This is a genomic window from Dokdonella sp., from assembly GCF_044227025.1.
In the GTDB taxonomy this organism is placed as follows: domain Bacteria; phylum Pseudomonadota; class Gammaproteobacteria; order Xanthomonadales; family Rhodanobacteraceae; genus Dokdonella_A.
The window spans coordinates 429,408-442,103 of sequence record NZ_JBGAFX010000003.1 but is presented as its reverse complement, the minus strand read 5'-3'; the positions used below and the strand labels follow the sequence as shown (position 1 = coordinate 442,103).

12 protein-coding genes are annotated in these 12,696 nt (G+C 68.0%); 6 read left to right on the top strand and 6 right to left on the bottom strand.

Annotation, left to right across the window (positions count from 1 at the left end; translation table 11 throughout):
- Positions 1-110: 110 nt before the first annotated feature.
- The 4 genes from ACILRJ_RS09730 to ACILRJ_RS09715 all read right to left on the bottom strand — a co-directional run bounded on the left by ACILRJ_RS09730 (position 111) and on the right by ACILRJ_RS09715 (position 4,751).
- Positions 111-383: a hypothetical protein gene (locus ACILRJ_RS09730; protein ID WP_395682827.1), complete on the bottom strand. Its 273-nt coding sequence runs from the start codon at positions 381-383 to the stop codon at positions 111-113.
- Between the two features lie 144 nt (positions 384-527).
- Positions 528-1,994, bottom strand: coding sequence for a choice-of-anchor Q domain-containing protein (locus tag ACILRJ_RS09725; protein WP_395682825.1), 1,467 nt, complete (start codon positions 1,992-1,994; stop codon positions 528-530).
- A 78-nt stretch (positions 1,995-2,072) separates the two neighbouring features.
- Positions 2,073-3,893, bottom strand: a complete 1,821-nt coding sequence (gene recQ / locus ACILRJ_RS09720; RefSeq protein ID WP_395682823.1) for a DNA helicase RecQ — start codon at positions 3,891-3,893, stop codon at positions 2,073-2,075.
- 96 nt (positions 3,894-3,989) lie between these two features.
- Entirely contained in the window at positions 3,990-4,751 is a 762-nt protein-coding gene (locus ACILRJ_RS09715) for a DUF2884 family protein (RefSeq protein ID WP_395682821.1), read from the bottom strand.
- A 167-nt stretch (positions 4,752-4,918) separates the two neighbouring features.
- On the opposite strand from ACILRJ_RS09715, the gene ACILRJ_RS09710 reads away from it, so the two are divergent.
- Positions 4,919-6,136 carry an esterase/lipase family protein gene (locus ACILRJ_RS09710; protein ID WP_395682819.1) on the top strand — a complete coding sequence of 406 codons (1,218 nt, stop codon included), beginning with the start codon at positions 4,919-4,921 and terminating at the stop codon, positions 6,134-6,136.
- Here ACILRJ_RS09710 and ACILRJ_RS09705 read toward each other — a convergent pair.
- Both ACILRJ_RS09705 and ACILRJ_RS09700 read right to left on the bottom strand, forming a co-directional pair.
- On the bottom strand, positions 6,127-7,320 hold the full coding sequence (locus tag ACILRJ_RS09705) for an OprO/OprP family phosphate-selective porin (RefSeq protein WP_395682817.1): 1,194 nt from the start codon (positions 7,318-7,320) through the stop codon (positions 6,127-6,129). The genes ACILRJ_RS09710 and ACILRJ_RS09705 overlap by 10 nt on opposite strands.
- A gap of 171 nt (positions 7,321-7,491) precedes the next feature.
- Positions 7,492-7,905, bottom strand: a complete 414-nt coding sequence (locus ACILRJ_RS09700) for a winged helix-turn-helix domain-containing protein (RefSeq protein ID WP_395682815.1) — start codon at positions 7,903-7,905, stop codon at positions 7,492-7,494.
- A gap of 20 nt (positions 7,906-7,925) precedes the next feature.
- On the opposite strand from ACILRJ_RS09700, the gene modA reads away from it, so the two are divergent.
- The 5 genes from modA (at position 7,926) to ACILRJ_RS09675 (ending at position 12,690) form a co-directional block, all read left to right on the top strand.
- A complete protein-coding gene (gene modA / locus ACILRJ_RS09695; RefSeq protein ID WP_395682813.1) occupies positions 7,926-8,726 on the top strand; it encodes a molybdate ABC transporter substrate-binding protein in 801 nt (266 codons plus the stop codon).
- A 54-nt stretch (positions 8,727-8,780) separates the two neighbouring features.
- On the top strand, positions 8,781-9,473 hold the full coding sequence (gene modB, locus ACILRJ_RS09690; RefSeq protein WP_395682811.1) for a molybdate ABC transporter permease subunit: 693 nt from the start codon (positions 8,781-8,783) through the stop codon (positions 9,471-9,473).
- The gene (locus tag ACILRJ_RS09685) at positions 9,466-10,179 is read left to right on the top strand and encodes an ATP-binding cassette domain-containing protein (RefSeq protein ID WP_395682809.1); all 714 of its coding nucleotides are present in this window, start codon (positions 9,466-9,468) and stop codon (positions 10,177-10,179) included. The genes modB and ACILRJ_RS09685 overlap by 8 nt, the downstream gene beginning before the upstream one ends.
- A gap of 184 nt (positions 10,180-10,363) precedes the next feature.
- Positions 10,364-10,807 carry a hypothetical protein gene (locus ACILRJ_RS09680; RefSeq protein WP_395682807.1) on the top strand — a complete coding sequence of 148 codons (444 nt, stop codon included), beginning with the start codon at positions 10,364-10,366 and terminating at the stop codon, positions 10,805-10,807.
- Positions 10,808-10,899: 92 nt separating this feature from the next.
- Positions 10,900-12,690: an acyl-CoA dehydrogenase C-terminal domain-containing protein gene (locus ACILRJ_RS09675; protein WP_395682805.1), complete on the top strand. Its 1,791-nt coding sequence runs from the start codon at positions 10,900-10,902 to the stop codon at positions 12,688-12,690.
- Positions 12,691-12,696 lie beyond the last annotated feature (6 nt).

Sequence of the window (12,696 nt, the reverse complement as noted above, 5' to 3'; positions counted from 1 at the left end):
TCCACCCGCATCACCTGGTCCGCGCTGATCCGACTCTCCGCGGCGGGACGGCCGGAACTCGCGGCATTCTTCGCCCGAGGTCAGGTCTCATGCCAAGAACTTCCGACGCGTCATTCAATCGAAAGGCCCTCGGCGACAGTCGGATTGCGGTCTGCCTGTACTGCTTGAAGGAGTTCGCTCCATCCCGAATCACCGAATGGGTTGACGAGGGGTCGGGTGGCGAAACCGCGCTCTGCCCGTATTGCGACATCGACGCAATCGTCGGCTTCAACGGCGAAGTGGATGCCGCCTGGATCGCCGACGAGCATCGCAAGCGCTTCGCGTAGCCTGTGCAACGACGGTTTTGAACACGGCGACAAACCGATTGCCGTCATTGTGTTCATTGCCGCTCCTGCGGAAGGACAAGCAGACTTGCCTGCTTCGCGGGCATCGCTGGTTTCCTGTCGCGAGCGGGCCTTCGAGTCCGACCGTCATCCCCGCGCAAGCGGGAATGACGAGCAGAATCCAGTTGTCCCCAGCGCCTCGGACTAGTTGAATCCGTTCGCCAGGATGATGTCCGAGTTGATCTGCAACGCGCCGATCTCGGGCCAGTCGCCGGGCGACTGTCGCGGGAAGCCGGGACCGCGCTGGTCCCACGTCCAGCCGAGCACGTTGCTGCCACCGAAGGTGTCCCATTGGCCCGGTGTCGGCACATGCGTGCGCGTGCGGCCGCCGTTGTCCTGCAATGGATGCAGGCCGGGGTCTTCATGCGTGGTGTCGTTCGGGCACGGCGCGCCGCACAGGCCTACGTTGTTGTGCCCGCCGTTGAATCCCGAACCCGGCTTGCCGGTAAGGTCCGCGGTCGGGAACGCCGCAGGTGCGCCGGTGTTCACGTTGTTGGCAATGATCGTGCTGTCCATCTCGCCGGCAACGCTGATGTGCACGCCGGCGCCGAGGTAGTAGCCGGCGCCCGTATCCCACTCGTGCGAGGTGTTGAACGCGATCGTGCTGTTGTACAGATTGAGCTTCTGGACTGCGAAGATACCGCCGAAGCGGTTGGCGACGTTGCCAGACACCGTGCTGTTGACCATGCTCAGCGTGTAGGTCGACGCACCCTTGGTCGCGATGCCGCCCATGCGCGCTGCCTGGTTGGCTGAGATCGTCGAGCCGACGATGAGGCCGCCATTCCAGACGAAGACGCCGCCACCAAACGTCGGCGTCGCGCTCTCGCTGATCGCGACATTGTTGGAAATCGTGCTGTATTTGGACACGAAGCCATTGCGCGCATACACGCCGCCACCGCTGGCATAGCCGAAGCCGGTCGCCTTCGCCATGCTGCCCGTGATGACGCTGTTCTGCAGCAGCACCTGACCTTGCGCCCATACCGCGCCGCCCAGCGCGGAGCGATTGCCGGTGCTCAGCGCGTTGCAGTTGCGCATCTGCACGTCGTCAAGCACGACGTTGCCCTGCACCTGCACGCAGCCGCCGAGTGCGGTGGCGTCGCTGCGGTACTTGAACCCGTTCTCCATCGACACCCCGCCGACCTCGAAGGTGCCGCTGCCGAGGCCGACGAAGATGCCACTGCTCAGGCCTCCGTCGATCGTGATCCGGCCGGAGCCCGCTCCCTGGATCGCCAGGTTGGCCTGGCCGAACACGATCTCGCCGCTGGTCAGCGTGATGCGGCTGCAGGTGAGCTGGGTCAGGTCGATCGTGTCGTCGGTATCGGCGGCACCGATCGTGTCGCGCAGGCTGCCGGCACCGCTGTCGTTGCAGTTGGTGACGAAGCGCGTGGTCGCTGCCGGCACCGGTGCCGGGCGCGACAGGGTCGCCTCGATGCGCTCGAACGTGCCTGGGGGCAGGACGATGCGGCCGTCGGCAACGCGCTCGCGCAGCACGTCAAGGCGCGGCTCTGCATGCAACGGCAGGGCCGAGACGGCCAGGCAGGCGGCAATGCCGAGCGCGAGCGGTCGCAGGCGCGAGTGGTTTGGACGCGAGGTCGTGGTGGAATCGTTCATGGCAGCTCCCGTGGGGCACATGCCCCGACGCAAGCGAGGAACGTCGAACCACGGCGGATTTGGACATCGCGCGCCGAATCACGCCGCGCGCGTTTCCAGCACGCCGAGGAACGCCTCGCCATAGCGCTCGAGCTTGCGCTCGCCGACGCCGCTGACCGCGCCGAGCGCGGACAGGGTCTGCGGGTGCTCGCGCAGCATCGCGAGCAGGGTCGCGTCGTGGAAGATCACGTACGCCGGCACGCCCTGCTCCTTCGCAAGACGCGCGCGCAGTTCCCGCAACGCGTTCCACAGTGCGGTCTCGTGGGGTGCGATGTCGAGGCTCGCGCGGGTGCGCTCGGTGCGCGACTTCTGCCGCTTCGCGCGCCGCCCGGCGCTGTCGGCCTGGCGTCGCAGACGCACCGGCACCTCTCCGCGCAGCACATCGCGGCTCGCCGCGGTCAGGCGCAGCGTGCCGTAGCCTTCCTCGTCCGGCGTGAGCAGGCCCGATGCGACGAGCTGGCGGAACACGCCGCGCCACTGCTGCTTGTCGAGTTCGACGCCGATGCCGAACACGCCGAGTTCGTCATGGCGCAAGGCACGGATGCGCTCGTCCGCTTCGCCGCGCAGCACCGCGGTCAGGTGCGTGACGCCGAAGCGCTGTCCGGTACGGTACGCGCACGACAGCGCCTTCTGCGCGACCACGCTCGCATCCCAGGTCTCGGGCGGATCGAGGCAGTTGTCGCAGTTGCCGCACGGCTGCGCCAACTCTTCGCCGAAATAAGCGAGCAGGCGCTGGCGCCGGCAGGCGGTGGTCTCGGCGTAGCCGAGCAGTTCGTCGAGCTTGCGCCGCTCGACGCGCTTTCGCTCCTCGCCGGATTCCGATTGCGCAATGAATTGCGCCAGCGTCACCACGTCGCCGAGTCCGTAGCACAGCCACGCATCGGCCGGCAGGCCGTCGCGACCGGCACGACCGGTTTCCTGGTAGTAGCCTTCCAGGCTCTTGGGCAGGTCCATGTGCGCAACGAAGCGTACGTCGGGCTTGTCGATACCCATGCCGAACGCGATCGTCGCGACCATCACGAGGCCGTCCTCGCGCAGGAACCGCTGCTGGTTGCGCGCGCGGGTCGCCGCATCCATGCCGGCGTGGTACGGCAGTGCCGCGACGCCCTGCTCGACCAGCCATTCGGCGGTGTCCTCAACCTTGCGCCGCGACAGGCAATAGACGATTCCGGAGGCCCCTTCATGCGCGCCGAGAAAATCCTTGAGCTGGCGGCGTGCGTCGTCCTTCTCGACCACCCGATAGCAGATGTTCGGCCGGTCGAAGCTCGCGACGAATTCGCGTGCGGATTCGAGCGCGAGCCGCTCGACGATCTCGCGCCGCGTCGGCGCATCCGCGGTCGCGGTCAGCGCGATGCGCGGGATCGTCGGAAACCGTTCATGCAGCACGGTCAGCGCGCGATACTCGGGGCGGAAGTCGTGGCCCCACTGCGACACGCAATGCGCCTCGTCGATCGCGAACAGCGCGACCGGCGTGCGCGCGACGAGATCGAGGCAGCGCTCGGTCAGCAGGCGCTCGGGCGCGACGTAGAGCAGCTTCAGCGTGCCATCGGCGAAGCGCCGCTCGACCTCGCGTTGCGCCTGTGCATCGAGGCTGGAGTTGAGGAAGGCGGCGTCGATGCCAAGCTGGCGCAAGGCATCGACCTGGTCCTGCATCAGCGCAATCAGCGGCGACACAACGATCGCACAACCGCCGCGCAACAGCGCCGGGATCTGGTAGCAGAGCGACTTGCCGCCGCCGGTGGGCATAAGCACGAGCGCGTCGCCACCGCCGGCGACGTGCTCGATGATCGCCTGCTGGTCACCGCGGAAGGCGGGATAACCGAAGACGGACTGGAGGATGTGCAGGGGCGTTGCGGGCATCCGCCATGCTACCAAGCGCGCCGTCCGCACGGGGCGCCGGCGCTCCGATCGAAGTCACCTTCGACCGGCACGACGCGCGGATCGCGCGTCGAGCGCTCAATCGTCCATGCGCACGAGGTCGAGCCGCTTGCCATCCGCAAGGCGCACATCCAGCTCGGATCCGAGGCGTGCGAGCAGGTGCAGGCGCGGGCACAAGCCCTTTGCGCGCCGTTCGAGTTCGTGGCTGCGCCGTTCGACGATGCGGTCGACCTTCTTGTCGATGCCGTCCGCGCGCGCCTCGAGTTCGGCGGCGGCCTTCTCGTCGCCGCTAAGGGCCACGCTGATCGCCTGCCCGGCGACGTTGCCGACGACCTCGCCGACCAGGGTGCCGACCGCCTGTTCGATGATGCGGTCCATCTCGCCGTTCTTCCAGCCGGCGAGGCTGTCGCTGGCATCGATGCGCAGATCCAGCTCGTGCGCGCTGCGGGCCAGATGCTGGGCGCTCGCACGCGCGGCATCGCCGTCCTTGGCGAACGCGGCGGACACTTCGGCCACCGCCTCGAACGCGATCGCGATCGCTTCGTGCGCGATCGCCTTGACCTCGGGCAGCGCCTCCCGCACGCCGTGCTCGATGTCGAGCAGGCGCTGGCGATCCGCCGCGCCGATCGCCACCGAACGTCCATCGAGGCGCAGGCTGCCGCCGGCGATCGCGATATCGACCGGATGGCCGTCGCGGCGCGTGAACACCAGCGCGTCCGGCTTGATGTCGAGCGAGTAGTCACTGTGCAGACCGCAGTCCGCGCCGTGCAGGTCGATGTCCGCATGCGCCGTGCAAATGCCGGCCAGCGCCAGCGCGATACCGCAAACCAGACGAACCATGGCAATCCTCCCGTGGGTGTGCAACTGTGATGCACACCATCGCGCAAACGTTTAGAGGTTGCGCATGCGACAGGTTGGGTGACCCTTGGCACCCTGCCGGAAGTCATGTTTCTCAAGCCCGTCTTTTTCGTGCACTTGCTCCAATCATCGATGGCATACAGGTGCGCATGAAGACACGCATGCAGTGGTTGCAGGGCACCGCGCGGCTCGCCGGCGACGGCCTGCTTGGCGCGGTCGACACGGTCGAGGGCATGCACCTGGCGATCGTCGGAAGCGTTGCGCGCTTCGTTCCATTCGGCGGCGTGGTGGCGCGCGTCACCGGTTTCACCTACGCGCGCGTGCGCGACGTCGCGCAGGTGACCCGCCGCACGACGGATGGTGCGCTCGCCTTGCTCGAACGCAATGCTTCGCGCGAGCCCGCGCGCGAACGCGTCAACCCGTCGCAACTGGCCTGGCTGAGCGCGCTGAACGGGGCGATCGGCGATCACCTCGAGTCCGACGCGAATCCGCTGGCGCTGGACATGCGCCTGTGCCGCGATGGACGCGAACTCGACCCGCGTTCGCCCGACCTCGGCGCCGCGCTCGCGGCGGCCGGCGGCACCCTGCTCGTGTTCGTGCACGGGCTCGGCATGAACGACCTGCAATGGCGCGATGCGCGTGGCGACAGCTTCGGCGCCCGCCTCGAAGCCGACGGCCTCGGCCATGCCACGTACCTGCGCTACAACAGCGGTCGGCGCATTTCCGCCAACGGCAGGGATCTTTCACTGTTGTTGCAGGCGCTGCATGAAGCACATGCAGCGGCGCTTCGTCGCATCGTACTGGTCGGTCACAGCATGGGCGGCCTGGTCTGCCGCGCCGCGTGCGAGCATGCGCAACGGCACGGCTTCAATTGGGCAGGCGCTCTCGATCAGGTGATCTGCCTCGGCACGCCGCACCTCGGCGCTCCGCTGGAACGCTGGGGTGGTTCACTCAGCGCCCTGCTCGCAGCGGCGCCGTTCACGCGCCCGCTTGCGAGCATCGCCGAGACGCGCAGTGCCGGCGTCAAGGACCTGCGCGAAGGGTGGGCCAGCGACGTCGATCGCGACAAGGGCGAATCGAGCAGCGCCGACTTGCCATTCGCCGGGCGCGTGCGCTGGTACGTCGCGGCGGCTACACGCTCCGCACGCGCGACCGGCGCGCGTGCGCGCTGGATCGGCGACGGCCTGGTGCCGGTACCGAGCGCGCTCGGCGAGGACGAGGATCCGCGGCGGATGCTGCGACTGCCCGCCGACCGGCGCCACGTGTTCACCAGTCTCGGCCACATGGACCTGCTGGTGGACGCGCGTGTTCTTGCGCGCCTGCGCGAATGGATTGCGTCGCCGCGGCCTACGCCGCGTCAGAAATAGATCTGCGCGCGCAGCTCGAAGATGCGCGGATCGAGCGGAAGATTGCCCTTGTCGCTGATCGCCTGGATGTAGTTCGCCTGGACCTTGAAGTGCTGGGTCAGGTACCAGTTCGCGCCGAGCGTCCAGTCGCGCTCCTTGCCGCCCTGCACCGCACCGTCGTCGAGATCGAGCTCGCTGTAGCGCAGCAGCAGCTCCCACGCGCCCCATTTCCCCTTCGGCTTGAGGTTGCCGGTATTGCCGCCGCTGTACGGGCGCGATTCGCCGGTCAGCACCCAGCTGCCGAACACGTAGCCACCACGCGTGCTGAAGTCGGGATTGCCGCCGAAACGCGACACGTCCGCGCGCAGCAGCTCGCCCTGCACCGACCACGGCCCGTGGATCCACAGCGCCTCGAGGCCGCTGCGGTCGACGCGATCGGCCTTCGCCAGCGCTCCCGTGTCGACCAGCCGCACCGGCGTCAGTCCGGTCTCCGGTGGCGTACCGATGCGCACGCCCGGGTCGTGGTACACGCCGCGACCGTCGGTGGTGCCGTCGCGATCCTCGCGCGATGCGGCGATGCCGAGGTGGATCACGTCGCCGTCGGCCTTGTGCGGCGTCCATGCGAAGCGTCCTGCGAACGTCGTGCCGTCGTTGTCGCCGAGCAGGTCCTGCCCCCAGTAGTAGCCGACGTTCGCGATGTACGCCGGGCGCTCGAACTGCCAGTCGATGCCGGTGCGGCGACCTTCGAAGATCGCCTGCGCCGGCAGCGCAAGCTCGAGGAACGAGGTCGCCTTCGTCCCGGTCACGCCTTCGAACGACACCGGCGTCTTCGAATAGCCGAAACGGAACGCGCCGATGTCGCGGCCGACGAACGGCTTGGACTGCACGCGCAGGTTGGTGTCGAGCCAGGCCTTGCCCTGGAATTCGTAGTCGACGATCGCGTCGTAGACACCCTTCTTCTTGAGGACGAGGCCGAGCTCCTTGCGCCGGTTCGTGTGCGCGTCCGCGAACGTCTCGCTCCCGTTCGGCCGGCGGTCGTCACTGAATTCATTGATGTCGTAGCGGTAGACGCCGGTCAGGCCGATGTCGGTGCCGTCGCCGAAGGTGTAGTGCACCGGCCAGTCTTCGAGGTCGTACGCGCTCGCCGGTCCGGCTGCAGCAGCGAGCAGCAACGCGATCGCCGCAGGCAGGCTTCGCTGGTTCATGGCTTCGTTGTTCCCTGGGGGTGCGAAACAGGTTGCGATGCGGTGCGCCGTGGAGGAAATGACCGCTCGTTCTCGCGTCATGACCGATCGCGCTGTTCGCATGCTCCCACGAACAAATCGGTACGGCGCTGCAAAACGCCGCGTGCAACGCTGCGGTCGGATGTCGCGCGGTCAGTCGTCGCGTGCGACGAGACGCCGCAGGGCCGCGACGTCGGCGGCCACCGAGGCGTTTGCGGCCGCATGCATGCGAGCGTAGCGCTCAAGCACGGCCTTGCCGAGGCGCGTAAGGCGCGCGCCACCGCCGCCACTGCCGCCCTTGCTCGCCTCGACGAGCGGGCCTCGGAAGCTGCGGTTGAGCTCCTCGACGAGTTGCCATGCACGCCGGTAGCTCATGCGCATGCGCCGACCCGCGGCGGCGATCGAACCCGTCTCGCGGATCCCGGCGAGCAGGTCGGCCTTGCCGGGGCCCAGCGCAACGCCGGGCACTGGCGTCACGCGCAGATGGATCGGTGGAGTCTTTGCGCGCTTGTTCATGCCGGCGATGCTCGCGCGTTGGCGCAGGAAGCGATATGTTTCGTTGAACATATCGTACCGGAGCGTGCTCGATGACCTCCCGCTCGTCCGCCCCTGCGGCCCGTCCCGGGCGTCTCGTCGGTCGCCTGATCCTCGGCTGCCTGCTGTTGGTTGCGCTGACGGCGAAAGCGGACGACCTGCTGGTGTTCGCAGCGGCGAGCCTCAAGCCGTCGCTCGAGCAGATCCTGGCGACGCCCGAAGCGGCCGCGCTCGGCGGGGTCAAGGCGAGCTATGCGGCAAGCTCGCAGCTCGCGAGGCAGATCGAAGCGGGTGCGCCGGCCGCACTATTCGTGTCGGCCGACCAGGACTGGATGGATCATGTCGAGCAGCTCAAGCTGGTCGTCGAAGGCACGCGCGCGAACCTGCTCGGCAACGCGCTCGTGCTGGTTGCACTGAAGGACAACCCGGTGAAGCTCGACGCCACGCCCGGCTTCGCGCTCGCCGCCGCACTCGGCAAGGACGGCCGCCTTGCGCTGGCCGAGCCGAACAGCGTGCCCGCAGGCAAGTACGCCAAGGCTGCCCTGACCCGGCTTGGCGTGTGGGATGCGGTCGCGACGCGCGTCGTCTCGACCGACAACGTGCGTGCCGCGCTCAACTTCGTCGCGCGCGGCGAGGCCGCACTCGGCGTCGTCTACCGCTCCGATGCGATGTCGGAGCCCGCCGTGCGCGTGGTCGCGACGTTCCCGGACACGAGCCATGCACCGATCGTCTATCACGCGGCGATCCTCGCCGGCCACGACACGCCCGCCGCACGCAAATTGCTCGAGTTGTTGCGTGCTCCGGCCGCACAGGCGATCTTCCGAGCGCATGGCTTCGACACACTGCCGAAATAGGCGCGAACCGCGCCAGCACGGCGCCATTCGCGCATCACGCCACGGGAATTCTTCATGACCGCGCTGACGCCCGACGAATGGCAAGCGCTCGCGCTGAGCCTGCGCATCGGCGTGCTCAGCGTCGCCTGCGCCTTGCCGTTCGCGCTCGCGCTCGCCTGGGTGCTTTCGCGCAAGCGCTTTCCCGGCCGGGTGCTGCTCGAAGCCGTGCTGTTCCTGCCGCTGGTCCTGCCGCCGGTGGTCACCGGCTACGCGCTGCTCGCCCTGCTCGGGCGCCACGGATCGATCGGCGCCCTGCTCGACCAGGTCGGCATCGTCGTCGCGTTCCGCTGGACCGGCGCGGTGATCGCCGCGGCAGTGATGGGTTTTCCGCTGCTGGTGCTGTCGATCCGCGTCGCGTTCGACGGCGTCGATCGGCGCCTCGAAGACGCCGCCGAGACGCTCGGCGCGAGCGCGTGGCGCCGCTTCGCCACGATCACGCTGCCGCTGTCGCTGCGCGGCATTGCCGCCGGTTGCGTGCTCGGCTTCGCGCGCGCGTTCGGCGAGTTCGGCGCGACGATCAGCTTCGTGTCGAACATCCCCGGCGAAACCCGCACCCTGCCGATCGCGATCTACGAACTGCTCAACACGCCGGGCGGCATGCCCGGCGTGCACCGCCTCGCCGTCGTTTCGCTCGTCGTCGCATTCGCGGCAAGCGCACTCGCGATGATGGTCGCGGGCGGAGCACCGTGGAGGACGCGCAATGATTGAACTCGCGCTGCGCCACGCCCTCGCCGATCTCGACATCGATGTTTCACTGCGCAGCGATGCGCGCACGCTGGCGCTGTTCGGCAATTCCGGCGCGGGCAAGACGAGCATCCTGCACGCGATCGCCGGACTGCTCGTTCCGCAGGCGGGGCGCGTGATGCTCGACGGCGAGCTGCTGCTCGATACGGCGCGTGGCGTGTCGCTGCCGATCGCGCAGCGACGCATCGGCTACGTGTTCCAGGACGGCCGCCTGTTTCCGCACCTGAGCGTGCGCCACAACCTCGCCTACGGCGCGACTGCACGCGACATCGCGCAACCGCGCGAGTTTTCGACGATCGTCGAATTGCTCGAACTCGCACCCCTGCTCGAGCGCCGCCCGCACACCCTTTCCGGCGGCGAACGCCAGCGCGTCGCGATCGGGCGCGCACTCTTGTCGCACCCGCGGGCACTGCTGCTCGACGAACCCTTGACCGGCCTCCACGCCGAGGCGCGCACGCAGGTGCTCGACCACCTGCGCCGGCTCAAGCGCGAGCTGAGGGTGTTCACCGTGCTGGTCACCCATCACGCCGATGAAGTCGGCGCGCTCGCCGACGAGGTCGTGCGCATCGACGCAGGCCGCGTCGTGCGGCAAGTGCCGGTGGCCGAATTCCTCGCCCGCCGCGCGGCCGTGGAACGAGGGCTGAGGGCTGAAGGCCGGACGGAGGGCTGAGGGTAGAGGCTGTCGGTGCTTCGACTGCGCTGCGCCCAACACGCAAGGAAGAATCCGTTCGCCCTGGGCGCAGGCCGAACGCCGGAGTCGAAGGGCTGCGTCCTTAGCCCGTCGAAGGCCTTTGCGGCGCAGCGCGACGTTGGTTAGGCTACGCGTTCGATTCGAACGATCGTTTGAGGTCGCCATGCTGCTGCGCCGCCTGCCTTTCCTGCTCCCGCTCGGCATCCTGCTCGCTGCCTGCGGCAGCGGCGGACCACCGCGCAAGGTGCATCCGTCGACCGCAAGCATCCAGCAGTTGGCGGTGCAGGCCGACGGCAGCTGGAAGCTCGGTCTGCGCATCCAGAACTACAGCACGTTCTCGATGCACTTCAGCGCGATCGATGCCTCGCTTTCGGTCGACGGCAAGGAGGTCGGCAGGTTCCAGGTCGCGCCGGACATCGACATCGTCGGCAACAGCGGCGACGTCGTCGACGCCGTGTTCAAGCCGGCGAACAAGGTCACGTTCGGCACCGACATCGCCTACGCACTCAAGGGCACGATCGAAACGAGCGAGCCGAAGGAAAGTTTCAAGTTCGAGACCGCGAGTCGCCTGACGCCGGTACCCGGCGTGCCGAACACCTGGCGCTGACCTGTCCCAATCGAACGGTTCGTGTCGAGCGCAGCGGAACGAAGTTCCGTGGAGTCGAAACACCAGCCGCACCTCATCACCGGAGTTTCCCCATGACCCGCTACACCGCTCCGCTTGCCGACCTGCGCTTCGCGCTGTACGACGTCCTCCAGGCCGATCAGGTCTACGCGCGCCTGCCCGCCTGCGCGGACGCGTCGCGCGACGTCATCGACGCCGTGCTCGAGGAAGCGGCGAAGTTCGCCGAACAGGTGCTCGCGCCCCTGAACGCGAGCGGCGACGCCGAGGGCTGCACGTTCGACAAGGCGACGCAAAGCGTGCGCACGCCGAAGGGTTTCAAGGACGCGTTCGCGCAATACGTCGACGGCGGCTGGATCGGCCTCACCGCCAAGTCCGATTTCGGCGGCCAGGGCCTGCCGGAGACGGTCGGCGCGGCACTGAAGGAAATGATCGACGCGGCGAACCTGTCGTGGGGCAACTACCCGATGCTTTCGCACGGCGCGTCGTCCGCGCTCGAATACCACGGCGAGGACTGGCAGCGCGAGGTGTTCCTCAAGCCGCTCGTCGCCGGCACCTGGACCGGCACGATGTGCCTGACCGAACCACATTGCGGCACCGACCTCGGCCTGCTGAAGACGCGCGCCGAACCGAATGCGGATGGAAGCTTCCGCATCAGCGGCACCAAGATCTTCATCACCGCGGGCGAGCACGACTTCGTCGACAACATCCTGCATCTCGTGCTCGCGCGCCTGCCCGACGCGCCTGCGGGCGTGAAAGGCATCTCGCTGTTCCTCGTGCCGAAATTCAAGGTCGGCAAGGACGGCACGGTCGGCGCACGCAATGCACTCGCCTGCGGCTCGATCGAGCACAAGATGGGCATCCACGGCTCGGTCACCTGCGTGATGAACTTCGACGGCGCCGAGGGCTGGATGGTCGGCCAGCCGAACAAGGGCCTCGCGGCGATGTTCACGATGATGAATACCGCGCGCCTCGCGGTCGGCCTGCAGGGTCTCGGCCTGACCGAACGCGCGTACCAGAACTCGCTCGCGTACGCGCGCGACCGCCTGCAGATGCGGTCGCTGTCCGGCGCGAAATTCCCGGACAAGCCGGCCGACCCGCTGATCGTGCAACCGGACGTGCGGCGCATGCTGCTCACGCAGAAGGCATTCGCGGAAGGCGAGCGCGCGCTTGCGCTGTACGCCTACCTGCAGGAGGACATCGCGAAGAACTCGACCGACGCCGCCGAGCGCGAACGCGCCGAGTCGCTGGTCTCGTTCCTGACCCCGATCGTCAAGGGCCTGCTGACCGAAACCGGGATCGAATGCACCTACCATGCACTGCAGGTGTTCGGTGGACACGGGTTCATCGTCGAGAACGGCATGGAGCAGTTCGCGCGCGACGCGCGCATCACGACGCTGTATGAAGGCACCACGCAGATCCAGGCGGTCGACCTGCTCGGCCGCAAGGTGATGCAGCTGCAGGGCGCCGGCCTCAAGCACTTCCTCGGCGAGATCGGCGCGTTCTGCTCCGCGAACGCGAGCAACGCCGCGCTCGGAGAGTTCGTCGGCCCGCTCGGCGCCGCCGCGAAGGAATGGGGCGAACTGACCCTCGAACTCGGCAAGCGCGCCGCATCCAATCCCGAGGAAATGGGGGCGGCCGCGTACGACTACCTGTTCTATTCGGGCTACATCGCGCTCGCGTACTTCTGGGCGCGCAGCGTCGTCGCCGCGGACGCGTCGACGCAATCGGACGCGTTCAAGGCCGCCAAGCGCCAGACCGGCCGCTTCTATTTCGCACGCATCCTGCCGCGCATCCAGACCCATGCGAGCGCAATGCGCAGCGGCGCCGCAAACCTGCTCGACCTCGCGGACGCGCAGTTCGGTTGAGGTCGC